The 24,568-nt window shown below is 71.0% G+C and carries 23 protein-coding genes; 14 read left to right on the forward strand and 9 right to left on the reverse strand.

From position 1 onward, the window contains the following. Positions 1–22 precede the first annotated feature (22 nt). The 8 genes from ABWV20_RS15665 to ABWV20_RS15700 all read left to right on the forward strand — a co-directional run bounded on the left by ABWV20_RS15665 (position 23) and on the right by ABWV20_RS15700 (position 8,949). Positions 23–1,657: an acyl-CoA carboxylase subunit beta gene (locus ABWV20_RS15665; RefSeq protein WP_353356678.1), complete on the forward strand. Its 1,635-nt coding sequence runs from the start codon at positions 23–25 to the stop codon at positions 1,655–1,657. A 59-nt stretch (positions 1,658–1,716) separates the two neighbouring features. Next, complete coding sequence (locus tag ABWV20_RS15670) at positions 1,717–1,941, forward strand: acyl-CoA carboxylase epsilon subunit (protein ID WP_353356680.1); 225 nt, start codon at positions 1,717–1,719, stop codon at positions 1,939–1,941. 76 nt (positions 1,942–2,017) lie between these two features. Then, complete coding sequence (locus ABWV20_RS15675; protein WP_353356682.1) at positions 2,018–2,341, forward strand: FeoA family protein; 324 nt, start codon at positions 2,018–2,020, stop codon at positions 2,339–2,341. Then, positions 2,338–4,389: a ferrous iron transport protein B gene (feoB, locus tag ABWV20_RS15680; RefSeq protein ID WP_353356684.1), complete on the forward strand. Its 2,052-nt coding sequence runs from the start codon at positions 2,338–2,340 to the stop codon at positions 4,387–4,389. Before ABWV20_RS15675 ends, feoB begins: the two co-directional genes overlap by 4 nt. Then, complete coding sequence (locus tag ABWV20_RS15685; RefSeq protein ID WP_353356686.1) at positions 4,386–4,682, forward strand: hypothetical protein; 297 nt, start codon at positions 4,386–4,388, stop codon at positions 4,680–4,682. The genes feoB and ABWV20_RS15685 overlap by 4 nt, the downstream gene beginning before the upstream one ends. Positions 4,683–4,730: 48 nt before the next feature. Beyond that, complete coding sequence (locus ABWV20_RS15690) at positions 4,731–6,431, forward strand: protein kinase domain-containing protein (RefSeq protein WP_353356688.1); 1,701 nt, start codon at positions 4,731–4,733, stop codon at positions 6,429–6,431. Positions 6,432–6,484: 53 nt separating this feature from the next. Next, a complete protein-coding gene (locus ABWV20_RS15695) occupies positions 6,485–8,227 on the forward strand; it encodes a DUF885 domain-containing protein (RefSeq protein ID WP_353356690.1) in 1,743 nt (580 codons plus the stop codon). A gap of 68 nt (positions 8,228–8,295) precedes the next feature. Further along, positions 8,296–8,949 carry a Maf family protein gene (locus ABWV20_RS15700; protein ID WP_353356692.1) on the forward strand — a complete coding sequence of 218 codons (654 nt, stop codon included), beginning with the start codon at positions 8,296–8,298 and terminating at the stop codon, positions 8,947–8,949. A gap of 23 nt (positions 8,950–8,972) precedes the next feature. Here the strand turns inward: ABWV20_RS15700 and ABWV20_RS15705 are convergent, their stop codons facing one another. Genes ABWV20_RS15705 through ABWV20_RS15715 form a run of 3 tightly spaced genes read right to left on the reverse strand, consistent with a single transcriptional unit; the run spans position 8,973 to position 13,041 of the window. Next, positions 8,973–10,280, reverse strand: a complete 1,308-nt coding sequence (locus tag ABWV20_RS15705) for a hypothetical protein (RefSeq protein WP_353356694.1) — start codon at positions 10,278–10,280, stop codon at positions 8,973–8,975. Continuing rightward, positions 10,234–11,835: an acyl-CoA carboxylase subunit beta gene (locus ABWV20_RS15710; RefSeq protein WP_353356696.1), complete on the reverse strand. Its 1,602-nt coding sequence runs from the start codon at positions 11,833–11,835 to the stop codon at positions 10,234–10,236. Before ABWV20_RS15710 ends, ABWV20_RS15705 begins: the two co-directional genes overlap by 47 nt. A gap of 18 nt (positions 11,836–11,853) precedes the next feature. Beyond that, complete coding sequence (locus ABWV20_RS15715; RefSeq protein WP_353356698.1) at positions 11,854–13,041, reverse strand: acyl-CoA dehydrogenase family protein; 1,188 nt, start codon at positions 13,039–13,041, stop codon at positions 11,854–11,856. Between the two features lie 69 nt (positions 13,042–13,110). Here ABWV20_RS15715 and ABWV20_RS15720 point away from each other — a divergent pair, with 69 nt between their 5' ends. Genes ABWV20_RS15720 through ABWV20_RS15730 form a run of 3 tightly spaced genes read left to right on the forward strand, consistent with a single transcriptional unit; the run spans position 13,111 to position 14,881 of the window. Next, the gene (locus ABWV20_RS15720) at positions 13,111–13,539 is read left to right on the forward strand and encodes a MerR family transcriptional regulator (protein ID WP_353356700.1); all 429 of its coding nucleotides are present in this window, start codon (positions 13,111–13,113) and stop codon (positions 13,537–13,539) included. Further along, positions 13,536–14,429 carry a sulfurtransferase gene (locus ABWV20_RS15725; protein WP_353356702.1) on the forward strand — a complete coding sequence of 298 codons (894 nt, stop codon included), beginning with the start codon at positions 13,536–13,538 and terminating at the stop codon, positions 14,427–14,429. The genes ABWV20_RS15720 and ABWV20_RS15725 overlap by 4 nt, the downstream gene beginning before the upstream one ends. Next, a complete protein-coding gene (locus ABWV20_RS15730; protein ID WP_353356704.1) occupies positions 14,426–14,881 on the forward strand; it encodes a SufE family protein in 456 nt (151 codons plus the stop codon). The genes ABWV20_RS15725 and ABWV20_RS15730 overlap by 4 nt, the downstream gene beginning before the upstream one ends. Before the next feature lie 243 nt (positions 14,882–15,124). Here the strand turns inward: ABWV20_RS15730 and kynA are convergent, their stop codons facing one another. From kynA to ABWV20_RS15745, 3 genes are all read right to left on the reverse strand, one after another. Then, positions 15,125–15,994, reverse strand: coding sequence for a tryptophan 2,3-dioxygenase (gene kynA / locus ABWV20_RS15735; protein ID WP_353356706.1), 870 nt, complete (start codon positions 15,992–15,994; stop codon positions 15,125–15,127). A 10-nt stretch (positions 15,995–16,004) separates the two neighbouring features. After that, positions 16,005–16,496: a DUF3806 domain-containing protein gene (locus ABWV20_RS15740; RefSeq protein WP_353356708.1), complete on the reverse strand. Its 492-nt coding sequence runs from the start codon at positions 16,494–16,496 to the stop codon at positions 16,005–16,007. Between the two features lie 70 nt (positions 16,497–16,566). Continuing rightward, positions 16,567–17,436: an aldo/keto reductase gene (locus tag ABWV20_RS15745; protein ID WP_353356710.1), complete on the reverse strand. Its 870-nt coding sequence runs from the start codon at positions 17,434–17,436 to the stop codon at positions 16,567–16,569. A 116-nt stretch (positions 17,437–17,552) separates the two neighbouring features. Here ABWV20_RS15745 and ABWV20_RS15750 point away from each other — a divergent pair, with 116 nt between their 5' ends. Further along, entirely contained in the window at positions 17,553–19,352 is a 1,800-nt protein-coding gene (locus tag ABWV20_RS15750; protein ID WP_353356712.1) for an acetyl/propionyl/methylcrotonyl-CoA carboxylase subunit alpha, read from the forward strand. 160 nt (positions 19,353–19,512) lie between these two features. Here the strand turns inward: ABWV20_RS15750 and ABWV20_RS15755 are convergent, their stop codons facing one another. After that, the gene (locus ABWV20_RS15755) at positions 19,513–19,962 is read right to left on the reverse strand and encodes an antitoxin (RefSeq protein WP_353356714.1); all 450 of its coding nucleotides are present in this window, start codon (positions 19,960–19,962) and stop codon (positions 19,513–19,515) included. Positions 19,963–20,131: 169 nt separating this feature from the next. Then, positions 20,132–21,544, reverse strand: coding sequence for an NAD(P)H-quinone dehydrogenase (locus ABWV20_RS15760; protein ID WP_353356716.1), 1,413 nt, complete (start codon positions 21,542–21,544; stop codon positions 20,132–20,134). 115 nt (positions 21,545–21,659) lie between these two features. Here ABWV20_RS15760 and ABWV20_RS15765 point away from each other — a divergent pair, with 115 nt between their 5' ends. After that, entirely contained in the window at positions 21,660–22,496 is an 837-nt protein-coding gene (locus ABWV20_RS15765; RefSeq protein ID WP_353356718.1) for a purine-nucleoside phosphorylase, read from the forward strand. After that, positions 22,493–24,181 (forward strand): phospho-sugar mutase, encoded by a 1,689-nt coding sequence (locus ABWV20_RS15770; protein WP_353356720.1) that lies wholly within the window; start codon positions 22,493–22,495, stop codon positions 24,179–24,181. The genes ABWV20_RS15765 and ABWV20_RS15770 overlap by 4 nt, the downstream gene beginning before the upstream one ends. Here the strand turns inward: ABWV20_RS15770 and ABWV20_RS15775 are convergent. Beyond that, positions 24,178–24,568 (reverse strand): integrase core domain-containing protein (locus tag ABWV20_RS15775; protein WP_353356722.1); only part of this gene is annotated, 391 nt, incomplete at its 5' end. The two genes, ABWV20_RS15770 and ABWV20_RS15775, sit on opposite strands and share 4 nt — an antisense overlap.

Below are 24,568 nucleotides of genomic sequence, written 5' to 3' on the forward strand. Positions count from 1 at the left end.
CATGCAAGGCTAGAGTGCCGCCATGGCAACGGAGCAGGCCCCCGCCGAGGCAGATCAGATCACGGCAGATCAGACCATCGACCTGACGACGACGGCGGGCAAGCTCGCCGACCTCAAGCGTCGGGTGGCCGAGGTGGCGCATGCCGGCTCCGAGCGTGCCGTCGAGAAGCAGCACGCGCGAGGCAAGAAGACCGCCCGCGAGCGGATCGCGATGCTGCTCGACGAGGGCACCTTCATCGAGATGGACAAGTACGCCCGGCACCGGTCCAACCAGTTCGGGCAGGAGAAGAACCGCCCCTACGGCGACGGCGTGGTGACCGGCTACGGAATGGTCGACGGCCGCCAGGTGGCGGTGTTCGCGCAGGACTTCACGGTCTTCGGCGGCTCGCTCGGCGAGGTCTTCGGCGAGAAGATCGTCAAGGTGATGGACTTCGCGATGAAGATCGGGTGCCCGGTCATCGGTCTCAACGACTCCGGCGGGGCTCGGATCCAGGAGGGCGTCGTCTCCCTCGGCCTCTACGGCGAGATCTTCTTCCGCAACGTGCGCGCCTCGGGAGTCATCCCCCAGATCAGCCTCGTCATGGGCCCGTGCGCGGGCGGGGCGGTGTACTCCCCCGCGATCACCGACTTCACCGTCATGGTCGACCAGACCAGCCACATGTTCATCACCGGCCCGGACGTCATCAAGACGGTGACCGGCGAGGACGTCGGTTTCGAGGAGCTCGGTGGCGCCAAGACGCACAACACCAAGTCCGGCGTCGCGCACTACATGGGCACCGACGAGCAGGACGCCATCGACTACGTCAAGGCGCTGTTGTCCTACCTGCCGAGCAACAACATGGAGACCCCGCCGTCGTACGACGAGGGCGAGGCCGACCTCACCGTGACCGACGAGGACCGGTGGCTCGACACCTGCATCCCCGACTCGCCCAACGTGCCCTACGACATGCACCAGGTCATCGAGCACGTCGTCGACGACGGTGAGTTCCTCGAGGTCCAGCCGCTGTTCGCACCCAACATCATCACCGGGTTCGCCCGGGTCGACGGCATGTCCGTCGGCGTGGTCGCCAACCAGCCGATGCAGTTCGCCGGGACGCTCGACATCGACGCCTCGGAGAAGGCCGCCCGCTTCGTGCGCACCTGCGACTGCTTCAACGTGCCGGTCCTCACCTTCGTCGACGTGCCGGGTTTCCTCCCGGGCACCTCCCAGGAGTGGGACGGCATCATCCGGCGTGGCGCCAAGCTGATCTACGCCTACGGCGAGGCCACCGTCCCGAAGATCACCGTCATCACCCGCAAGGCCTACGGCGGCGCCTACGACGTCATGGGCTCCAAGCACCTCGGCGCCGACATCAACCTGGCGTGGCCGACCGGGCAGATCGCCGTCATGGGGGCGCAGGGCGCGGTCAACATCCTCTACCGCAAGGAGCTCGCCGCGGTCGCGGCTGAGGGCGGTGACGTGGACGCCAAGCGACAGGAGCTGATCGCCCACTACGAGGAGACGCTCGCGAACCCCTACATCGCGGCCGAGCGCGGCTACATCGACACGGTCATCTCGCCCTCCAACACCCGGATGAACGTCACTCGTGCCCTCCGGGCGCTGAAGAACAAGCGGGAGACGCTGCCGCCCAAGAAGCACGGGAACATCCCGCTGTGACCGGCCAGACCGCGAGGAACGAGCCCGGTTCGGGGGCATCGGGGGGTGCGGCGGGCGAAGTGAGCTCCGGGGAGCACCGCGAGCCGAGCGAAGCGGTGCGGGTGCTGCGGGGCCACCCGACGGCCGAGGAGACGGCGGTCCTCGTCGCGGTGCTCGCTGCCGTGGGTGGGGCCGGTGAGGGCGAGGTCGCGCACTCCCGGTCGGCGTGGTCCGACCCCGCGTGGCGGCTCGTCGGACCGCAGGCGCGCCGGGGCGGTTGGCGCGTCTCCAGCCTGCCGCGGTGAGGCTCGGGGCGTGATCCCGGCCACTTCTGGCCCTGTGGAGGTTAGGCACACCTAACCGAGGAGTATGTTTCGCCTTGTGAACCTCTTCGGGCTGTCCCGGCGGAGCGATCCGGGCACACAGCCGGCCTCTGGCAGCGAGCTCCCATCCGTTCCCATCGACGGGTCGACGCGCGGCCCGACCCTGGCCCGTCATCCGTTGGGGAGCACGGTCGTCCTGGCCGCGCCTCGCCTGGAGGCAGCCACGACGCGGCGCCTCGGCGAGCTCGGGCTGCGAGCCGGCACCGAGGTCGTCATCCTGCACCGGACGGCGGGCCGCGGACGGGTCATCGCCACCGGCACGACGCGTATCGCCCTGGACCGGGCGACCTTGGACGCGTGGCCCGTTCAGGTGAAGTCATGACGACGCACGACACCGCGCCGGCGTGCCCGTCCTGTGCGAGCCAGGCGGCCAAGGCGCAGCCGTCGACCGGCTCCCCGGAGGTGGCCCTCGTCGGCGCACCGAACTCCGGCAAGTCCACGCTGTTCAACGCGCTCACCGGCGCCCGCCGCTCTGTCGGCAACTGGCCCGGCACGACCGTGGAGGTCGGCGAGGGCGCGTGGTTCCTCGGGTCGGGCGGGGCTGCCCTCGAGGTGGCACTGCTCGACCTGCCCGGCGCCTACAGCCTCGACCCCGTGTCGCCGGACGAGGAGCTGACGCGACGACTCGTCGTCGACGTCCCTGCCCAGGACCGACCTGAGGTGGTCGTCGCTGTCGTCGACGCAGCCCACCTGGCGCGCAGCCTGCACCTGGTGGCCCAGCTGCGGGAGCACTCACTGCGGCTCGTCGTGGCCCTGACCATGACCGACCTCGCCGGACGGCGTGCGATCGAGGTCGACGACCAGGCCCTCGAGGAGGCCCTCGGCCTGCCGGTCGTCGTCGTGGACCCTCGTCGTCGCCTGGGCACGGAGGCCCTTGCGGGTGCGGTCGCCCGCGTGCTGCAGCGGCCGGCGCCCACGCCCCGCGGCTGCCACCTCGACGTGCACGAAGGGCACGGAGGGCACGAAGGGCACGAAGGGCACGAAGGGCACGGAGGGCAGGGCGGGCATGACCTCGGCGGTCTCGGTGACGTCGCTGAGCTCGAGCGTGCCGACGAGCGGTTCGCCTGGGTGCTCGAGGTGGTCGACCGGGCCACCCGCCCCAGCGGGGACGGGCGGCGCACGTGGACCGACCGGATCGACCGGTGGGCGACGGCCCCCGTCACTGGCCCGCTGCTCTTCCTCGCCGCCATGTTCGTCGTCTTCCAGGCCACGACGACCGTGGCCGCGCCGTTCCAGGCGGCCCTCGACTCGCTCTTCTCAGGGCCGGTCACCAGCGGCGCAACCGCGGCTCTGGAGGCGGTCGGGCTCGGAGCGACACCGCTGCACGGGCTCGTCGTCAACGGCCTCGTGGCCGGGGTCGGCATGCTGCTGACGTTCCTGCCCGTGATGAGCCTGATGTTCATCCTCCTGTCCGTCCTCGAGGACTCCGGTTACCTCGCCCGCGCCGCGGTGGTGACCGACCGGATGATGCGTCTGATCGGTCTGCCGGGGCGCGCGTTCCTGCCGCTCGTCGTCGGCTTCGGCTGCAACGTGCCCGCCATCAGCGCGACCCGTGCCCTGCCCAACGCCCGGCACCGCATCCTCACTGCCCTCCTCGTGCCGTTCACCTCGTGCAGTGCGCGCCTGACCGTCTACGTCCTCCTCGCCACGACCTTCATGCCGGACCAGGCGGGGCTCGTCGTCTTCGGCATGTACCTCGTGTCGATCGTCCTCGTCATCCTCGTCGGCCTGGCGCTGCGGGCGACGCTCTGGCGCACCATGGGCGGCGAGCCGTTGATGATCGACCTGCCGCCCTACCAGCGGCCCACGCTCCGGGTGGTGGGCATGGTCAGCTGGCTGCGGGTCAAGGGCTTCCTCCGCACGGCCGGAGGCATCATCGTGGCAGCCGTCACCGTGGTCTGGCTCCTCCAGTCCGTGCCGGTGCGGGGCGACTCCGGCTTCGCCGAGGTCCCTCCTGGCGACAGCCTCTATGCCGCCACGGCGCAGGCGGTCTCACCGGTGTTCGAGCCGGCCGGCTTCGGGCAGTGGCAGACGACGGGTGCCCTCATGGTCGGCTTCGTGGCAAAGGAAGCAGTCGTCTCGTCCTGGGCCCAGACGTACGCCACTGAGGAACCCGCGAGCAGCGCGCAACCCGGGGGCCTGGCCGCGGAGCTCCGACAGGCGTTCGAGCACTCGTCCGGTGGACACCCGATACCCGCCGTGCTGGCCTTCCTCGTCTTCATCCTCGCCTACACACCCTGCGTGGCAACCCTCGCCGCCCAGACGCGAGAGGTCGGGCTGCGGTGGACCCTGGTCGGGATCGGCGTCCAGCTCACCGTGGCCTGGCTCCTTGCGGTGGCCGTCTTCCAGGTCGGACGGATGCTCACATGAGAACGCCCGCGCCGGCTCGTCCCCTCAGCGCGGTCTTGGGGGCGATCAGGTCCGGCTCCGGCTCCGTCGCCGCCGTGGAACACGCGACCGGGTTGCCGCGCGACGTCGTCGAGGCGGCCGTCGACCACCTGGCTCGGGTCGGCCGGCTCACCAGCGAGTCGCTCTCGTTCGGCTGCCCAGCGAGTGGCTGTGGCGGGTGTCTGCTGGCAGCTCGCGGGGACCGGCCCTGTGCCGTCTCGGGGCCCTCGGAGCAGAAGCGGGGCGTCGTCCTCATGTCCCTTCGAACGCCCTAGTGGTCTAGCCTCTCTCCTTGTGCCAGTCCTACCGGTGAAGCTGTCGTGATGCTCGCAGGCCGATACCAGCTCGAGTCCAGGATCGCCGCCGGAGGGATGGGCGAGGTGCACGTCGCGATCGACGAACGCCTCCACCGCAGGGTCGCCGTCAAGCTGCTCCGGGAGGAGCTGGCCGGGTCCGGGGACTTCATCGAGCGGTTCCGTCGCGAGGCCCTCATGTCGGCCCGGCTGGCCCACCCGGCCGTGGCCCGCATCCTGGACTACGGGCAGGACGGTGACCGCCACTTCATCGTCATGGAGCTCGTCGAGGGTCAGGACCTCGCCAAGCTGCTGGCCCGACGCGGCCGTCTCCCCGCCGGGGAGGCAGCCCGCATCGCGGCGCAGGTCTGTGACGCCCTCGCAGCGGCACACGACGCCGGGTTCGTCCATCGCGACATCAAGCCGAGCAACGTCATCGTCACGGCCGACGGCAGTGGCGGCACCCGCGACGGGGCCGTCAAGGTCACCGACTTCGGCATCGCGCGGGCGCTGGGTGGGTCGTCCCTGACCCAGACGGGCACCATCATGGGCACCGCCCCGTACGTCTCCCCGGAGATGGTCCGTGGCGAGCCGGCGAGCCAGGCGTCGGACCTCTACTCCGTGGGCGTCGTCCTCTTCCAGATGCTCACGGGTCAAGTGCCCTTCGACGGCGATTCCCCCGTGTCCATCGCGCTGCGGCACCTCGACAGCGAGGTGCCGGCCCCCAGCTCGCTGGTCCCGGAGGTCCCGGCCGCGCTCGACGAGATCGTCGCCCGCGCCACGGCAGCCCGGCGGGAGGACCGGTTCCCCGATGCCCGGTCGATGGCTGCCGCCCTCCGCTCGGCCGCGGCCGCACCGGTCGCCCAGCCCGCCCACGCTGCGGCCACGAGCGTCCTGGCCGTCCCCCAGCGACACTCAGCGACCCGCGTGCTCTCCGATCGCACGCCCGCCCTCATCCCCGTCCCGCCACAAGGCTCCCGAGCACCCGACGCCTCACCCTCGTCACCCGTCGCGGCCGCACCTGCGACGCGTCGCGACCGGCTCGGCCACGCTCAGACCTCCGGCCCCGGCCGATCTCGGCTGCGGTGGGTCGGCGCCGCCATCGCGGCGGTCATCGTCGCGGCCGCGGTCACCGTCGGGATGACCGGAGGCGACGACACACCCCCGCCGGCAACCGCGGCCTCCCCCACCACCACACCGTCGCAGGAGCCCTCCTCAGAGGAGCCGGTGACGCCCGACGGGCCGGCCATGCCGCGCGATGCGGTCGGCCGCGAACGCGCCGACGTCGTGGAGGAGCTCAATGAGCGTGGGCTCAGGGTGCGGTGGGCCCTCGTCCGGTCGGGCGCACCCGAGGGCTCGGTCATCGGCACGTTCCCCCGACCCGGGCAGACCATGGAGCGCGGCGACACGGCGGTCATCGTCGTCAGCCGCGGTCAGCTGCCCGACGGGGTCGACCCCGTCGACGTCCCCGACGGCCTGGTGGGCAGCACCGCCGACGCCGCATCAGCGACGCTGGTCGATGCCGGCCTGCGCGTGAGCACCGCGCCGATCGCCTCGGACGCCGGTCCCGGCACCGTGATCGGCAGCTGGCCGGCGACCGGTGAGCCGGCCACCGACGGGGTGGTCGTGCTCGTCGTCGCAACCGGCGCCACGGACGGCGGAGCCACCGACAGCAGCCGGACGACGGACGCCAAGGGTGGGAGCAAGAAGCGGGACGACAAGAACGACTAGCCGGAACGATATTGCGTGGCGCCGACTGCAGCCCCGTGGGATACGTTCGCCGGGTGACAGACACGACGACTCCCAGCACCTCTCCCGACGCCCCCGCCGTGACCCCGGCAAGTGCACCGCCGGCGCGGCCCCGGACCGAGGTCGACCGCATCGCCGACGCCTACCTCGACGCCCTCGTCGAGCTGAGCCCGATGCAGGCCACCTACCTCGGGGTGCCCGGCCGCGAGGACGAGCTCGACGACCTCTCGCCCGCCGGCCACGCCGCCCTCCGGGACCTGCGCCGCGCGACGCTCGCGGAGCTGGCGACCGCGACACCGACGGACGATGTCGACCGGGTCACCATCGCGGCCATGACCGACCGGCTCCAGCTGGCCGAGGAGCGCCATGCCGCCGGCCTGGACGAGATGTCCCTGAACGTCCTCGCCTCCCCCCTCCAGGCCGTCCGGGACGTCTTCGACCTGATGCCCCAGGACACGGAGGAGCACTGGCACACCTTCGCCGTGCGCATGTCGCGGATCCCGGCGGCCCTGGCGGGCTACCGCGAGTCGCTGCTCGCCGCCCGCGAGAGGGGCATGGTCTCCCCTCGCAGGCAGGTCGTCGCGGCCGCCCAGCAGTCCCGGGACCTGACCACGGACGACGGCTACTTCGCCCGGCTCGTGTCGACCGCCAGGACCGCCGAGGGCGATCTGGAAGGCGACGTCAGGGCTGAGCTCGCGGACGCGGCGACGGCGGCGTCAGCGGCATACGGGGAGATGGCTGACTGGCTGGAGCGGGAGCTGCTGCCGCATGCGCCGGAGGCCGACGCCTGTGGGCGCGAGCGCTACCAGCTCGAGTCGCGCTACTTCCTCGGTGCGACGGTCGACCTCGAGGAGACGTACGCCTGGGGCCAGCAGGAGGTGGCGAGCCTGCACGCCCAGATGCAGGAGATCGCCGAGGGCCTCGAGTCCGGCGCCACGGTCGAGCGCGGTGTCGAGATCCTCGACGCCGACCCGAAGTACCAGCTCCACGGCACCGACGCCCTCAAGGCCTGGATGCAGGAGCGCGCTGACGAGGTGATTCGCAATCTCAAGGACGTCCACTTCGACATCCCGGAGCCGGTCCAACGCATCGAGTGCATGATCGCGCCCACGCAGACCGGTGGCATCTACTACACGGGGCCGAGCGATGACTTCACCCGCCCGGGGAGGATGTGGTGGTCGGTCCCCAAGGGCAAGACCGAGTTCCTGACGTGGAACGAGCTGACGACCGTCTATCACGAGGGCGTCCCTGGTCACCACCTCCAGATCGCGCAGACCGTCTACCGCTCGGCGCTGCTCAACAAGTGGCGCCGTCTCGAGTCGTTCACCTCCGGCCACGCGGAGGGGTGGGCGCTCTACGCCGAGCGGCTGATGGCTGAGCTCGGCTACATGGACGACCCGGGCAACCGGATGGGTTGGCTCGGCGGCCAGTCCCTGCGGGCCGCCCGCGTCGTCATCGACATCGGGGTGCACTGCGGCTTCGACGCGCCCGAGGAAGTGGGTGGCGGGGCCTGGGACTACGACAAGGCGTGGACCTACCTGACGCGTTACGGCTTCATGGACGAGAAGACGCTTCGCTTCGAGCTCGACCGCTACCTCGGCTGGCCGGGCCAGGCCCCGTCCTACAAGATCGGCGAACGCCTCTGGCTGCAGCTGCGGGACGAGGCCGAGCGCCGCGAGGGAGACGCGTTCGACCTCAAGAGCTTCCACCGGCGCGCCCTCGACATCGGCGGCGTCGGCCTCGACACGTTGCGGGCTGCGGTCCTCGAGGAGATCTGAGACCGCCGACGGCGCCGCCCCCCAGCTGGGGCGGCGCCGTCGCGCGTCCGTGCCGTAAATTCCGTCGTATGCCGCTGAGCCCGCTTCCGCCCGACAGCCCCGTCCCGCTCGTGCTGGGTTCCGCATCGCCGGCACGCCTCAAGACCTTGCGCAGCGCCGGTGTCGAGCCCATCGTCCTGGTGAGCGAGGTCGACGAGGATCTCGTCGTGGCCGAGGCGCTCGAGCGTCATGGGCCGATCGAGCCGGCCGACATCGCGCTGCTCCTCGCCCGGGCCAAGGCCGAGGACGTCACGACTCGCACCGAGTCGCCGGCCCTCGTCCTCGGGTGTGACTCGGTGCTCGAGCTCGACGGCCAGATCCACGGCAAGCCGGCCGACGCAGAGGAGGCGGGGGCCCGGTGGCGGCGGATGCGCGGGCGGTCCGGGGTGCTGCACACGGGGCACTGGCTCGTCGACGACCGCGACTCCGGGGGCGCGACGCTCGGCGCGACGGCCTCGACGACCGTCTACTTCGCACAGGTGTCCGACGCCGAGATCGACGCCTACGTGGCGACCGGTGAGCCACTGCGCGTCGCCGGCGCCTTCACGATCGACGGGCTGGGTGGACCGTTCGTGGCCGGGATCGAGGGGGACCACCACAACGTCGTCGGGCTGTCCCTCCCGCTCCTGCGGGACCTCCTGGCCGACGCCGGCGTCGGCTGGTTCGACGTCGTCAACCGCTGACCCACCTCTGGGCACCCCACCGGCTAGGGATAGAGGTCGTCGGTGAGGTTCTTGATGATGAGGTAGTGCTCGAGCCACCACCACATGAGGATGGCCCCGACGACGACGATGCCACCGAGCATCCAGTAGCGCCACCGGCTCCACCAGCGCAGCTTGAGGAACCAGGCGATGATCAGCGTGAACGGGAAGGCGAGGAGCGCGTAGCGGACCCGGCTCGGGGTCGTGCTCGTCACCATGAGGATGTAGCCCGGGTAGGCGCCGGCCCAGCCCCAGATCTCCGGGCCCCAGCGCCACGAGTGCTTCGAGAGCATGAACCACGCGAAGGCCGCCACCCCCAGGACACCGAGGACCTGCCCGACGACGCCCCAGTACGCGTAGAGCAGGTCCCACCACATGTAGAGCTTGACCTTGGTCTGGATGTTCCAGGCCAGCATCGTCTGGTTGTACGCGTCCGGCGTCTGCGTCACGACGGAGACGATGGTCGGCCACAGCCAGGTCAGCAGGCCGGCCCACACTGCCAGTCCCGCCAGGCCCCACCGCAGGCGCACCGGGTTGGGTCCCTCGTCCTGCTGGCGCCACCGGACCACCGCGTGCGCGATGATGACCGGCATCATCGCGATGACCACGTTTCGGGTCAGCGAGAGGACGACGAGAGCACCGGCGACCCACCAGTACCGGCGGGCCCGGAGCAGGAGCAGGATCGCCACGACGAGCAGCAGCGCGAGTGACTCGGTGTAGGCCGCCGAGAAGACCGGTGAGGCCATGTAGAAGCAGGTCGCGACGACGGCGACGATCGCCTCCCAGCGACCGACGACCTGGTCGACGAGCTTGAAGAGCAGGTACATCGCGACGAAGCCGAGCAGCGTCGAGAGGACGGGCCCGACCACGTCGAAGGGCAGTCCGGTGACCTTCATGATGGCACCGACGGTCAGCGGGAAGACCGGGAAGAAGGCCCAGGGGTTCATGTCGATCCCCCCGTGGCCCACGCGCGGGAGGACGCGGGGATACCCTTCCTCGGCGATGACGCGGTACCACTGGCCGTCCCAGTTCGTCATCGCGGCGAGATAGCCGGGGTCGGGCGGGAGTGGGTAGGAGATGCGGATCCGTTCGAGACCGATGGGCAGGGCGATCTGCCCCTTGGCCAGCAGGATGCCGGCGACGAGCACATAGAGACGCGAGACGGCGTAGACCGCCACCGGGAACCAGAAGCTGAAGCGGCGCCACCACGCCTGGCGGTCCTCGGCCGCGCGATCGACCTGCTCGAGACGCTCCGCCAGTCGGGGCTCAGACTGGCGGGACGGAGCGGCGTCGTTCGCTGAAGTGACGGTCACGCCGGGCAGCATAGGCCAGTCTGCGGATGAGGTCCCTACGCAGCTCGTCCGCCTCGATGATCGAGTCCAGGACGAGGTCGGCGGCGAGCCTCTCGATGTCGACGTCCTCCTCGTACTCGGCCCGGCGCGCGGCGACGAACGCGTCGCGCGCCTCGACCCCGTCGGCACGCTCGATCTCTGCGATCTTGTTGGCGTAGACCGCGTTGACCGCTGCCTCCGGACCCATCACGGCGATCCGGGCCGTCGGCAGCGCGATCGTCGCGTCCGGCCCGAAGCCCGGGCCCGCCATGGCGTAAAGCCCGGCGCCGTAGGCCTTCCGGACCACGACGCACACCTGGGGCACGGTTGCCGAGGACACCGCGCTGACCATCTTCGCGCCGTGCCGGATGATCCCGCCGCGCTCGACCTCGGAGCCGATCATGAAGCCGGGGACATCGGCAAGGTAGACCAGCGGGATGTTGAACGCGTCGCACAGCCAGATGAACCGGGCCGCCTTGTCGGCGCTGTCGGTGAAGAGCACGCCGCCCTTGACCATCGAGTTGTTCGCGACGATCCCGACCGTCTCGCCGTCGAGTCGCCCGAAGCCGATGACGAGCTCGGCGGCCCAGAGCGGCTTCAGCTCGAAGAACGAGTCCTCGTCGACGAGGCCCTCGATGACCGTGTGGACGTCGAAGGGCACCGACTCGCGCTCCGGAACCGTGTGCTTGGTCAGCGGCTCGGCGGGCTCCTCGGCGTGGTAGCTCGGCGGCCGGTCCCGCCAGCTGCCGGGGACGTAGGAGAAGTAGAGCTTGGCCAGCTCGATCGCCTCGCCGTCGTCCTGGGCCAGCAGGTCGCCGACCCCGGAGACGGTGCAGTGCATCCGCGCGCCGCCCATCTCCTCCAGGGAGACCTTCTCCCCGACGACCATCTCCGCCATCCGCGGGCTGCCGAGGTACATCGACGCGTTGCCCTCGACCATGATGATGAGGTCGCAGAAGCTCGGGATGTAGGCACCCCCGGCAGCCGACGGCCCGAACAGGCAGCAGATCTGGGGCACCCTGCCCGACAACGCCACCTGGTTGTGGAAGATCCGCCCGGCCCCGCGCCGACCCGGGAACATCTCGACCTGGTCGGTGATCCGGGCCCCGGCCGAGTCGACGAACCAGAAGACCGGAAGCTCCTCTCGCAGCGCCATCTCCGTGGCGCGCACGATCTTCTCCACCGTGCGGCTGCCCCAGGATCCCGCCTTGACCGTCGGGTCGTTCGCGATGACGATCGCCGGCCGGCCGTCCACGGTGCCGCGGCCCGTCACCACGCCGTCCGCCGGGAGGCCCGGCTGCAGCGCGTTCGCGTAGCGGCCGTCCTCGACGAACGAGCCCTCGTCGAAGAGCAGCGCGATCCGGTCGCGGACGTAGATCTTCCCCTGCGCGTCGAGCTTCGCCTGGGCCTTCTCCGGGGCCCGCTCCGACGCGGTCCAGGCCGCGGTCAACCGGGCTCGGACGTCGGCGACGCGGGGGTCGTCGCCCAGCGAGTCGGCAGCGAAGGGGGCCTGGGCAGAGAGGTCACGGGGTGGCATACGGGTCATCCTTCCAACTCAGGACTGCGGGAGGCCGAGGCCGCGCGCGATGAGCATGCGCTGCACCTCCGAGGTGCCCTCGCCGATCTCGAGGATCTTGGCGTCCCGGTAGAACCGCGCCACGGGGAACTCCTCCATGAAGCCGTTGCCGCCGAAGACCTGGGTGGCGATGCGCGTGGCCGAGACGGCCGCCTCCGTGGAGTACAGCTTGGCGATCGCGGCTGCGTGCTTGACCTCCTTGACGGAGCGACGGCCCTCGTGGAGCTCGTCCTTGAGCCACGCCGCCTTGTACGTCAGGGTCCGGGACGCCTCGACCATGACGGCGAGGTCGGCGAGCTGGAAGGAGATCCCCTGGTTGACGCCGATCGGTCGACCGAAGGCGATCCGCGTCTTGGCGTAGTCGGTGGCCAGCTCGAGGCACGCCTGGGCACAGCCGACCGCGAGGGCCGAGATGGCGATGCGGCCGTCGTCGAGGGTCTTGAGGAACTGCTTGAAGCCCTGCCCCTCGTCACCGAGGAGGTTCTCGAGTGGGACCCGGCAGTCCGCGAAGGTGAGCCCGTGCGTGTCGGACACGTGCCACCCGAGCTTGTGGTACGCCGGCTCGACGGTGAAGCCGGGCGTCCCGGAGGGCACCAGGATCGCGCTGATCTGGGGGGTGCCGTCCTCGTTGGTCCCCGTGCGCGCCGTCACGGTGACGACTGAGGTGATGTCGGTGCCGGAGTTCGTGATGAAGGCCTTGGCGCCGTTGATGACCCACTCGTGGCCGTCCCGGGCGGCGCGGGTCTTCGTCGCCGCGGCGTCTGACCCGGCCTCGGGCTCGGTCAGGCCGAAGCCGGCCAGGGCGCGCCCGGCGACGAGGTCCGGGAGGAACCGCTGCTTCTGCTCGTCGTCGCCGTAGGTGAGGATCGGGTTGATTCCGAGGCCGACACCGGCCGACAGGGTGATCCCGATCGACTGGTCGACCCTGCCGAGCTCCTCGATGGCCACGCACAGGCTGGTGAAGTCACCCTGTCCCTCACCGGCGCTGCCACCGAACTCCTCGGGCACGACGAGCCCGAAGAGGCCCAGCTCGCCCATCTTGGGAATGAGGTCCGTCGGGAAGTGGCTCTCGGCGTCCCACCCGGCGATGTGCGGGGCGACCTCCTTCTCCGCGAAGTCGCGAACCACCTTGCGGAAGTCCTCGTGCTCCTGGCTCAGCTCGAACATCCTCGTTCTCCACATTCACGCTCGACGGGGCGGTTGACGTTGACGTAAACGTAAAGCAGAATCCGGACCATGACAAGTGGGCCCGAGTGGACGATCGCGCAGGTCGCGGACGAGTTCGGCGTGACCCACCGGACGATCCGTCACTACGAGGAGCTGGGACTCATCTCCCCCGAGCGAAGGGGCACCCAGCGGATCTTCCACCGCCGCGACCGCACCCGGCTCAAGCTCATCCTCCGCGGCAAGCGCCTCGGCTTCCCCCTCGAGGAGATCCGCACCATCGTCGACCTCTTCGACGCACCTCGTGGTCGTCGCGCCCAGCTCGAGTACGTCCTCGACCAGATCGACGAGCGCAGGGCCGACCTCGAGCAGCGGCGCAGGGACGTCGAGGACGCGATCCGCGAGCTCGGCGAGTTCGAGCGCCAGTGCCGGGTCGACCTCGACCACCTCCTCGGACCGGGCCGTGCCGTTGGGCCGCGACGTGACACCATGGAGGCATGACCGGCCAGGACACGACGGCAGCAGACCCCAGGTTCGCGGACTACGCGCACCCCGAGCGCCTCGTCACCACGGAGTGGCTCGCCGCGCAGATCGGGGCGGGGAGGATCGGTGGCCCGGACGGCATCGCCCTGCTGGAGTCGGACGAGGACGTCCTCCTCTACGACACCGGCCACATCCCCGGTGCGCTGAAGATCGACTGGCACCTCGACCTCAACGACCCGATCACCCGCGACTACGTCGACGGCGCCCGGTTCGCCGAGGTGATGGGCTCGCGTGGCATCGCCCGCGACACCACGGTCGTCATCTATGGCGACAAGTCGAACTGGTGGGCCGCCTACGCGCTCTGGGTGTTCAGTCTCTTCGGCCACGAGGATGTCCGCCTCCTCGACGGCGGGCGCGCGAAGTGGGTCGCCGAGGGCCGCGAGCTCACGCGTGAGGTGCCGACGCCGCAGCGCGCCACCTATCCCGTCGCCGAGCGTGATGACGCCCCGATCCGCGCCTTCAAGGACGACGTGCTGGCGCACCTCGGCAAGCCGCTCGTCGACGTCCGCTCGCCCGGCGAGTTCTCCGGCGAGCTGCTCCACATGCCCGACTACCCGCAGGAGGGCGCGATGCGCGGCGGCCACATCCCCGGCGCGAAGTCGGTGCCGTGGGCACGCGCGGCCAACGACGACGGCACCTTCAAGTCCCGGGCGGAGCTCGAGGACATCTACCTGAGGGAGCAGGGTCTGTCTCCCGACGACGACGTCGTCGCCTACTGCCGGATCGGCGAGCGGTCCTCGCACACCTGGTTCGTGCTGACCCAGCTGCTCGGGTTCGAGTCGGTCCGCAACTACGACGGATCCTGGACGGAGTGGGGCAACGCCGTGCGCGTGCCCATCGAGAAGTGACGACCACCGAGCTGCCCACCGCCCTGGCCGAGATCGCCGACGACTTCCGCACCGCGAGCAACGATCTCAAGCTCCAGCTGCTGCTGGAGTTCAGCGACGAGCTGCCGGGGCTGCCGGAGCGCTACGCCGGCCGGCTCGACCAGCTCGAACGGGTCGACGAGTGCCAGACGCCGCTGTTCCTCGTCGTCGAGGTCGACGACGCCCCGACCCCCGCCGAACGCCGCGTGCACCTCTTCTTCGACGCACCTGCCGAGTCCCCGACGACTCGCGGCTTCGCCGGGATCCTCCACGCCGGGCTCGACGGCCTTCCTGCCGAGGACGTCCTCGGCGTGCCCGACGACGCGCCGATGCGGTTCGGGCTGGCCGATGCCGTCTCGCCGCTCCGGCTGCGCGGCATGGCCGCGATGCTCGCCCGCATCAAGCGCCAGGTTCGCGAGAAGTCGACCGGCTGACCGCCCAGAACACCTCAGCCGTATGCCGCTGGGCTCGCTTCCAGCGCCCGTGACCTCGCGTCCCTCCCGCCCCTTCACCTGCAACACACCCGCTACCGTGCGCCACACCACGCCATTCGTGGGGATCGGACTGCGGGGTGTTGCACGGTAGAGGGTGTGTTGCGTCGCAACCCGGCGGCTGGCGGGGGCCGTTCGGCGACGCGAGCCAGCCCAGCGGCATACGACCTGTTCACCCAGCCGGGCTCAGCTGCCGATGCGCGTGCGCACCTCATAGAGCTCGGGGAAGAAGGTGAGGTCGAGGGCCCGGCGCAGGAAGTCCACGCCGGTCGACCCGCCGGTGCCGGTCTTCTGGCCGATGGTCCGCTGGACGACCTGAAGGTGGCGGAACCGCCACTGCTGGAAGTTGTCCTCGACGTCGACGAGCTCCTCGCACGTCTCGTAGACACCCCAGTGGTCCTGCGGGGCCGCGTAGACCGCGGCGAAGACGTCGACGAGCCCCTCGTGGTGCACGTACGGCTGGGACCAGTCCCGGTCGAGCAGGGCAGCAGGCACGGCGTAGCCGCGCCGCGCGAGGTAGGCCAGGAAGCCGTCGTAGAGGCTCGGCTCGTGGAGCAGCACCTGCAGCTCCGCCTGCGCCTTGGGATCGTGGTCGAAGACGCCGACCATGTCGGCGTTCTTGTTGCCGAGCAGGAACTCGACCTCGCGGTACTGCGCGGACTGGAAGCCGGAGCTCGTCGCGAGGAACGGCCGGATCTGCGCGTACTCGCTCGGCGTCAACGTCGCGAGCACGGACCACTGGTCGGTGAGGGTGTGCTGGATGTGCTTGACGCGGGCCAGGCGCTTGAGAGCCGGCGCCAGCTCGTCCTCGTCCAGCAGCGCTCGTGCTGAGCGCAGCTCGTGGACGAGGAGCTTGAGCCAGAGCTCGGAGGTCTGGTGCTGGATGATGAAGAGGAGCTCGTCGTGCTGGAGCGGGTCGCTGAGCGGCTGCTGCGCCGAGAGCAGGAGGTCGAGGCGGAGATAGTCGCCGTAGGACATGCGGCGGCTGAAGTCCCGCTGGATGCCCTCCTCCAGGTCGCGTCGGCTCCTGCGGTCATCGGGGACGTCGTCGGACATGCGGGCCAGCCTAGGCTCGCGGGCGCAGGCTCACGAGGTGGCCGACGACCCCGGGGATCCAGCCGGTCTCGCCGCGCATCCACCGGGCACTCACGAGGTTGTGCGGCACGATCACGGTGTCGCTCCGCGCGTCCACGAGACCGAGGTCGGTGCCGAAGACGTCGGTGACGACCGCCCAGTCACGGTGGCTGTGCCGGGCGAGGTACTCGCCGATGGCGATGCCGAACTGCTCGACGACGTCTGCAGGTGTCTCCCCCACCCCGGACCGAGCGGCCTCGAAGGCACGGTCATACGCCGCACCCAGGGCCGCGAGGTCGTCGACATCGACCGCGCGGGCACGCAGTGCCTCGAGGCCGTGGGCGATCCGAGACCGCTCGGCGGTGCCCAGCGGCGAGGACACCGGACGGCCGCCCTCCGGCAGCGCCACGGTCGCGGCGGCGTCGGTCGACCCACGCTCCCCCGGGCTCGGTTCTTCCTTGTTCCTGCGTGAGAAGAGGCCCATGCCGCCAACGTACTGCGGAAGCGGGCACCGGCCTAGGAGGGCGGCGGGGCCCGGATCGCTCGGCGGCCCCTCAGCCGAAGGCGTCTGGGTCAGGGCCGGTCCGCTTCCCGCGGTCCAGCCCTCTGATGGCCGTCAGGTCCTCGTCGTCGAGCTCGAAGCCGAAGAGGTCGGCGTTCGCCTCGATCCGACGGGGCTGGACGGACCGGGTCAGGACGACGTGGCCGAGCTGGAGCTGCCAGCGCAGCGCCACCTGGGCGGGCGAGACCCCGTGCTTGGCCGCGAGGGACACCATGACCGGGTCCTCGAGGAGGCCGGCCCGGGCGGCAAGGGGGCTCCAGGCCTCGGTGACGATCCCGGCTTCGGCGTGGAACGCTCGCAGCTCCTCCTGCTGGAGGTACGGGCTGAGCTCGACCTGGTTGATGGACGGCAGCACGCCCGTCTCCTCGCGGAGCCTCTCGAGGTGTGGGATCTGGAAGTTGCACACGCCGACGGAGCGGACCCGCCCGGCCTGCTGGAGCGAGAGCAGGGACTGCCACGCCCGGACGTACTCGTTCTGTGCCGGGGCCGGCCAGTGGATCAGGTAGAGGTCGAGGACGTCGAGCCCGAGGCGGTCCATCGAGGCGTCGAACGCCGCCGGGACGTTGCGGTGGTCGTTGTTCCACACCTTGGTCGTGACGAAGATGTCGTCGCGGGGCACCGTGGTGGACGCGAGGACGCGACCCACGCCGCGCTCGTTCCGGTAGAGGTGCGCTGTGTCGATGTGGCGGAAGCCGACCCGGAGCGCCTGCGCGAACGCCGAGTCGACCTGCTCGTCCGGCACCTCCCACACGCCGAACCCCAGCATCGGGATCGCCAGCCCCGGTGTCGAGGCATGGCCCAGGGGCACGGTGGAACCCTGGGACAGGGAGGATACGGTGGGGACCGGCTCGTCAATGGGCATGCACCCCACGCTAGGCCGTGCCGCTTCCCGGTGTGTGCCGGACCTCACTCCGAGTTGGTGGGGAATGGCCGGGACGGCCCATTTTGGCGCGTCGCCGAGGCGCTAGAGTCCCTCGCATGGCTTCCATCAGCAAGGTCCTGATCGCTAATCGTGGTGAGATCGCCGTCCGCATTGCGCGCGCGTGCAAGGACTCCGGAATCGGGTCCGTAGCGGTCTATGCGGAGCCGGATCGGGACGCCCTGCACGTCAAGGTGGCGGACGAGGCCTACGCCCTGGGCGGCGCCACCCCGGGCGAGAGCTACCTGGTGCAGGAGAAGCTGCTCGAGGTCGCCAAGCAGGCGGGCGCCGACGCAGTTCACCCCGGCTATGGCTTCCTCGCCGAGAACGCCCATTTCGCCCAGGCCGTCATCGACGCCGGCCTGATCTGGATCGGCCCCGGCCCGGCTGCGATCGATGCGCTCGGTGACAAGGTCAAGGCCCGGCACATCGCGACGAAGGCCGACGCTCCCCTGGTGCCCGGCACGAAGGAGCCCGTCTCGGGGCCGGATGAGGTCGTCGAGTTCGCGACCGAGCACGGGCTCCCCGTGGCGATCAAGGCCGCCTACGGTGGTGGCGGCCGCGGCCTCAAGGTCGCCCGCACGATGGAGGAGATCCCTGACCTCTACGAGTCCGCGGTCCGCGAGGCGGTGACGGCCTTCGGCCGCGGCGAGTGCTTCGTCGAGCGGTTCCTCGACAAGCCGCGCCACGTCGAGACGCAGTGCCTGGCCGACCACCACGGCAACGTCGTGGTGGTGTCGACCCGCGACTGCTCGTTGCAGCGGCGCAACCAGAAGCTCGTCGAGGAGGCCCCGGCCCCCTTCATCTCCGAGAGCCAGCACGCCGAGCTCGTGCGGGCGAGCAAGGCGATCCTGCGCGAGGCGGGCTATGTCGGCGCCGGCACCTGCGAGTTCCTCGTCGGCCAGGACGGTGGCATCAGCTTCCTCGAGGTCAACACCCGCCTGCAGGTCGAGCACCCAGTGACCGAGGAGGTGACCGGAATTGACCTGGTGCGCGAGCAGTTCCGCATCGCCAACGGTGAGGCGCTGACCTTCACCGACCCCGAGCCGCACGCCCACTCGATCGAGTTCCGGATCAACGGCGAGGACGCGGGCCGTGGCTTCCTGCCCGCGCCGGGCACCGTCTCGAGGATGGTCGTCCCGCACGGCCCGGGTGTGCGCTGGGACGCCGGCATCGTCGAGGGCGACACCGTCGCCGGGGCGTTCGACTCCATGATCGCCAAGCTCATCATCACCGGCCGCGACCGTCCCCAAGCCATCGAGCGGGCTCGCCGCGCGCTCGACGAGCTGGTCATCGAGGGGATGCCGACGGTGACCCCGTTCCACCGTGCCGTCGTCTCCGACGAGGCCTTCGCCCCGTCCGACGGGTCGCCGTTCACGGTGCACACCCGCTGGATCGAGACCGAGTGGGACAACACCGTCCCGCCGTATGCCGCTGGGCCGGGTGCCGCTGACGGTGCCGCTGACGAGGTGGCTGAGCGTCAGACGATTGTCGTCGAGGTCGGCGGAAAGCGTCTCGAGGTGTCCCTGCCCGGTGGCTTGACCCTCGGCGGTGGCGGCGGGGCGGGCGCCGCGAAGAAGAAGGCTCCGAAGCGTTCCGCCGGCGGCAAGAGCGGCGCCGCGGCGTCTGGTGACTCGCTCACGGCGCCGATGCAGGGCACGATCGTCAAGATCGCCGTCGAGGACGGGGCGACCGTCGCCGAGGGTGACCTCGTCATCGTCCTCGAGGCGATGAAGATGGAGCAGCCGATCAACGCGCACAAGTCCGGCGTCCTGAGCGGCCTCAAGGCGGCGGTCGGCGAGACGGTGACCTCCGGCGCGGTCCTGGCCGAGATCAAAGACGCCGCACCCGAGGCCTGACGCCTTCCGACGGGCGACCCGAGGCGGCCGGCCCGGGCAGCTGCGCCCCGCGGCAACACACCCGCTACCGTGCAACACACCGGGGTCGGATCCGGGTGGGTTGCACGGTAGCGGGTGTGTTGCGGGGTCAGTCGTCTGGAGTGCCGGTCAGGCTTTCCGGTCAGGGCGTCGTCGACGGCGGCGGGTCGCCGAGCGTGATGTCGCCCTCTGACGGAGGATCCGGCACCCCGCCACCCACCGGCCCCTCGCCTGCACCGGTGCCCGTGTCACTGCCGGTCGGCCCGGCGTCGGTGGGCGTGGGGGTCGGTGTGGGGCTCTCGGACGGCACGGGGGCCGGCCCGCTGCTCGTCGAGTCGCGCGGCAGGCCGGTGTCGGTGCCCGGGTCGGCGGGGACCTCGGGCCCCGGGCCGGGCTCGGGAGCCGCCGCGTCCTCGACGTCCGGGGGCAGCCCGAGCTGCTCGCCGAGGGCGTCGGAGCCCTGGTCGACGTGCTCGGCGTACTTCCCGCCGGTTCGCTCGTTGATCAGGTCCTCCGCCTTCTCGAGGGCATCCTTGGCCTGCTCCGGATGTCCTTTGATGAAGTCCTTCGCCTTGTCGATCCAACCTGTCATGTGCCGCGCGCCTCCTTGGCTGTGGTCCCGGTCTCCCGACGCTACTCCGCTGCTCCGCCTCGGCGGTGTCGCGCAGGTGCTGCTCGGGTCGGCGGTGCCGGCAACCGGGCTGGTGTGGCCCACCCTGCCACGTCCCCGGTGCTCGTGCTCGATGGCCGGGTCGGTGTCGTCACTCCGACTGGTGCAGCTGCCGCGCCGCCTCCGCGATGGACCCGGACAGTGAGGGGTAGACGGTGATGGTGCTCGCCACCTGGTCGACGTTGAGCCGGTTCTGGACAGCGAGCGCGACGGGATGGATCAGCTCGGAGGCCTTGGGGGCGACGATGACCCCGCCCAGGATGGTTCCGTAACCCTTCCGGCAGAAGAGCTTGACGAAGCCGTCCGTGATCCCCTGCATCTTGGCCCGGGGGTTGCGGGCGAGCGGGAGCATGACGGACTCGATGTCGGGTGCCTCGTCCGCCGCGACCTGCCCGATGCCGACCGTGGCGATCTCGGGCTCGGTGAAGATCGTCGCGGCGACACCCCGGACGTTGAGCGGTGCCACGGCGTCGCCGAGGGCGTGCCACATGGCGATCCGCCCCTGCATCGCCGCGACCGAGGCGAGCGGCAGGACGCCGGTGCAGTCGCCGGCGGCGTAGATGCCGGGGACCGATGTCCGCGACACGCGGTCGACAGTGATGTGCCCCGAGTCGGCGAGGTCGACGCCGACCTCCTCGAGTCCCAGCCCGCTGGTCGCGGGGATCGCGCCGACGGCCAGCAGGGCATGGCTGCCCTCGACGGTCCGGCCGTCCTCGAGCCGCACGACGATGCCGTCCTCCGTGCGCTCGACCCCGGCAGCACGTGACCTGCTGAGCACCTCCATCCCGCGCTTGCGGAAGACGTCCTCGATCACCGTTGCGGCGTCGGCGTCCTCGCCCGGCAGGACGTGGTCGCGGGACGACACGAGGACCACGTTCGAGCCGAGGCCGAGGAAGGCCTGGGCGAGCTCGGCTCCGGTCACGCCGGAGCCGATGACGACGAGTCGCTCGGGCAGCTCGGTGAGCGAGTAGATCTGTTGCCAGGTGAGGATGCGTTCGCCGTCCGGCACGGCCGTGGGCAGGACCCGCGGCGTGGCGCCCGTCGCGACGAGGATGACGTCGGCGGCCAGCTCCTCGGTCGGGCCCCCGCTGTCTGCGTCGGTCTGGGCGATCACCAGGTCCCGGGCGGCCACGCGGCCGGCCCCGCGGATGATCCGGACCCCGACCTCCTGGAGGCTGCCGTGGACGTCCTCGCTCTGGGCCGCGGCCAGCGAGAGAATCCGTTCGTTGACCAGCTGCGGTTGTGCGACGACGTCCTCGACGACGTCGCCCTCGTGGTCGGTGAGGTGGACGCCGAGACCGCTGGCCACCTCGAAGTCGGACATGTAGTCCGCCGTCGCGATCAGGGCCTTGCTCGGCACGCAGTCGGTCAGCACCGCCGCGCCGCCGACGCCCTGGCGCTCGATGATGGTGACGTGGGCGCCGAGCTGAGCGCCCACCAGGGCCGCCTCGTATCCGCCGGGGCCGCCACCGATGATGACAACGGACGTCTCTCGGGTGATCACCCGCCCATCCAACCACCCATCGGGCCGTATGCCGCTGGGCTCGGACCCAGCGAACGCCACCTTTGCGCGAGGAGCCGCGCACCTGCGGGTGGTCGCCGTCGCTAGAGTCCGGAGGGTGAGTACCACGCCCGTCGACCTCAACGACCCGGCCACCGATCCGCTGCGAGTCGCCGGTCTGGCCGCCGCCACCATCGCCGAGCGGACGGGCGTGCCGCGCCATGACGTCGCCCTCGTCCTCGGCTCGGGATGGCGCGGTGCAGCCGACCTGCTCGGTGAGACCGTCGGCGAGGTGGACAGCTCCGACGTCCCGGGCTTTCACCGGGCCGCCGTCGAAGGCCACGCCGGGACGCTGCGCTCGGTCGCGGTCGGCGACACCGGGCCCCGGGCGCTCGTCTTCGGCACGCGTGCGCACCTCTACGAGGGCCGGGGCGTGCGCTCCGTGGTCCACGCCGTGCGCACCGCGAAGGCCGCGGGTTGTTCGACGATCGTGCTCACCAACGGGTGTGGTGGGCTCAACCCCGAGTGGGCCGCCGGCACCCCTGTTCTCATCAGTGACCACATCAACCTCACCGCACAGTCGCCGATCGAGGGCCCGAACTTCGTCGACCTCACCGGCCTCTACTCACCCCGCCTCCGCGAGCTCGCGCGCGATGTCGACCCCTCGCTCGGTGAGGGCGTCTACGTCCAGTTCCGCGGGCCCCACTACGAGACACCGGCAGAGGTTCGGATGGCCAGGATCCTGGGTGGCGACCTCGTCGGCATGTCAACGGCGCTCGAGGCCATCGCCGCCCGCCAGGCGGGTCTCGAGGTGCTCGGCATCTCGCTGGTGACCAACCTCGCCGCCGGCATCTCCGACCAGCCGCTCAGTCACGAGGAGGTCATCGAGGCAGGGGAGGCGGCTGCCGAGCGTTGCGCCACCCTGCTCGCGTCGATCGTGAGGCGGCTCGGATGACGGCCGCAGGAACGCCGGTGGGCCTGCTCGCAGCGGCACGGGCGTGGCGCGACGACGACCCCGATGCCACCACCCGAGCGGAGCTCGACCGCCTGGTCAAGCAGGTCGAGGCGGGCTCGGCGGAGGCCCGGGTCGAGCTGGCCGACCGCTTCGCCGGGATGCTCGAGTTCGGCACGGCCGGCCTCAGAGGGGCCCTCGGCGCGGGGCCGAACCGGATGAACCGCAGCGTCGTCATCCGCACGGCCGCGGGCCTCGTTGCGCACCTCGACGCGGTGGGGGTGTCCGGTGCCACGCCCCTGGTCGTCATCGGCTACGACGCGCGCTACAACTCCGACGTCTTCGCCCGCGACACGGCTGCCGTGGTCGTGGGGGCAGGCGGGCGAGCCCTCTTGCTGCCCGCGCCGCTGCCGACACCGGTGCTCGCGTTCGCGATCCGCTACCTCGGCGCCGATGCGGGTGTCATGGTCACCGCCAGCCACAACCCCCCGCAGGACAACGGCTACAAGGTGTACCTCGGGGACGGCAGCCAGATCGTTCCTCCGTCGGACAGCCAGATCGCGGCGCGGATCGCGGCCGTTCCCTCTGTGTCGAGCGTGCCGCTGGCGACCGACGGCTGGGAGACGGTGGACGACTCCCTCGTCGAGGACTACATCAGCGCGGTCGTCAGCGTCCTCGACCCGGCCTCCCCGCGTGACCTCAACTGCGTGCACACGAGCCTGCACGGTGTCGGCCACGGCACGGTCGCGGTGGCCTTTGCACGGGCCGGCTTCCCTCCGCCGACACCGGTCGACGAGCAGGCCCTGCCGGACCCGGACTTCCCCACCGTCGCCTTCCCCAACCCCGAGGAGGAGGGCGCCATCGACCTCGCCCTCGAGCAGGCGCGCCGCGAGAGCTGTGACCTCGTCATCGCCAACGACCCCGACGCCGACCGGTGCGCGGCAGCCGTCCTCGACCCGGCGGTCGGTGACTGGCGGATGCTGCGCGGTGACGAGGTCGGCGCCCTGCTCGGAGCCCACCTCGTGCACCGGGGAGTCGAGCCGGACGACGTCTTCGCCAGCTCCATCGTGTCGTCGCGGCTCCTCGCGGCGATCGCAGCAGCCGCGGGGATCCGGCACGAGGAGACCCTCACGGGCTTCAAGTGGATCTCGCGCGTCGAGGGTCTGCGCTACGGCTACGAGGAAGCGCTCGGCTACTGCGTCGCCCCGCACCTGGTCCGTGACAAGGACGGCGTCAGCGCTGCGCTCCTGCTCGCCGAGTTGGCGGCCACCCTCAAGGCCGGGGGACGGACGCTGACCGACCTGCTGGACGACCTCGCCGTGGCCCACGGGGTGTATGCGACCGACTCGTTCTCGGTCCGCGTCTCCGACCTCTCCCAGAGCGAGGCCCTCATGCGCCGGCTTCGTCAGTCTCCCCCCGGCTCGGTCGCCGGCAGGGCGGTCGCCCGCCTCGACGACCTCTCGCTCGGCGTCGGCGGGCTGCCGCCGACGGAGGGCCTGCGCTACCACCTCGACGACGACGCCCGCATCGTCGTCCGACCGAGCGGGACCGAGCCGAAGGTCAAGATCTACCTCGAGGTCATCGAGCCGGTGCCCGACGTCGGGAGCCTTGCGGTTGCACGAGCAGCGGCTGCGTCACGGCTCGGGGCGATCCGGGCGGAGTTCGAGCGCCTGACACTCCTGCCCTAGATGTACTGACCGGGGACGTTGGTCAATCGGCTGAGGGGTGGCTGGTTCCCGCAGGCTGAGTGGGGCCGGTGGTGATTGTAGGCGTGCAGCCAGGCCGGGAGGGCGGCCCGGCGTTCCGTCTCGGTGGCGTAGTGCCGGGCGTAGGCCCACCCATCGGCCAGGGTGCGGTGGAAGCGTTCGATTTTGCCGTTGGTCTGCGGCCGGTACGGCCGCGTCCGCTTGGGCGTGATCGCCAGCTCGGTGCAGGTGTCGCGCCACAGGTGCGAGCGGTAGGCCGGCCCGTTGTCGGACAGCACCCGTTCGACGGTCACGCCGCGCTCGTTGAACCAGGCGACGGCCCGGCGCAGGACGGCCACGGCGGTGGCGCCGGTCTCGTCGTCGTGGACC

Source organism: Intrasporangium sp. DVR (genome assembly GCF_040365325.1).
Lineage (GTDB): Bacteria > Actinomycetota > Actinomycetes > Actinomycetales > Dermatophilaceae > Intrasporangium.

Coding starts and splice junctions, on each gene's coding strand:
- ABWV20_RS15665 (WP_353356678.1), top strand. CDS start 23: ATGGCAACGGAGCAGGCCCCCGCCGAGGCAGATCAGATCACGGCAGAT.
- feoB (WP_353356684.1), top strand. CDS start 2,338: ATGACGACGCACGACACCGCGCCGGCGTGCCCGTCCTGTGCGAGCCAG.
- ABWV20_RS15700 (WP_353356692.1), top strand. CDS start 8,296: ATGCCGCTGAGCCCGCTTCCGCCCGACAGCCCCGTCCCGCTCGTGCTG.
- ABWV20_RS15725 (WP_353356702.1), top strand. CDS start 13,536: ATGACCGGCCAGGACACGACGGCAGCAGACCCCAGGTTCGCGGACTAC.
- ABWV20_RS15740 (WP_353356708.1), bottom strand. CDS start 16,496: ATGGGCCTCTTCTCACGCAGGAACAAGGAAGAACCGAGCCCGGGGGAG.
- ABWV20_RS15710 (WP_353356696.1), bottom strand. CDS start 11,835: ATGCCACCCCGTGACCTCTCTGCCCAGGCCCCCTTCGCTGCCGACTCG.
- kynA (WP_353356706.1), bottom strand. CDS start 15,994: ATGTCCGACGACGTCCCCGATGACCGCAGGAGCCGACGCGACCTGGAG.
- ABWV20_RS15715 (WP_353356698.1), bottom strand. CDS start 13,041: ATGTTCGAGCTGAGCCAGGAGCACGAGGACTTCCGCAAGGTGGTTCGC.
- ABWV20_RS15755 (WP_353356714.1), bottom strand. CDS start 19,962: ATGACAGGTTGGATCGACAAGGCGAAGGACTTCATCAAAGGACATCCG.
- ABWV20_RS15685 (WP_353356686.1), top strand. CDS start 4,386: ATGAGAACGCCCGCGCCGGCTCGTCCCCTCAGCGCGGTCTTGGGGGCG.
- ABWV20_RS15745 (WP_353356710.1), bottom strand. CDS start 17,436: ATGCCCATTGACGAGCCGGTCCCCACCGTATCCTCCCTGTCCCAGGGT.
- ABWV20_RS15690 (WP_353356688.1), top strand. CDS start 4,731: ATGCTCGCAGGCCGATACCAGCTCGAGTCCAGGATCGCCGCCGGAGGG.
- ABWV20_RS15750 (WP_353356712.1), top strand. CDS start 17,553: ATGGCTTCCATCAGCAAGGTCCTGATCGCTAATCGTGGTGAGATCGCC.
- ABWV20_RS15720 (WP_353356700.1), top strand. CDS start 13,111: ATGACAAGTGGGCCCGAGTGGACGATCGCGCAGGTCGCGGACGAGTTC.
- ABWV20_RS15770 (WP_353356720.1), top strand. CDS start 22,493: ATGACGGCCGCAGGAACGCCGGTGGGCCTGCTCGCAGCGGCACGGGCG.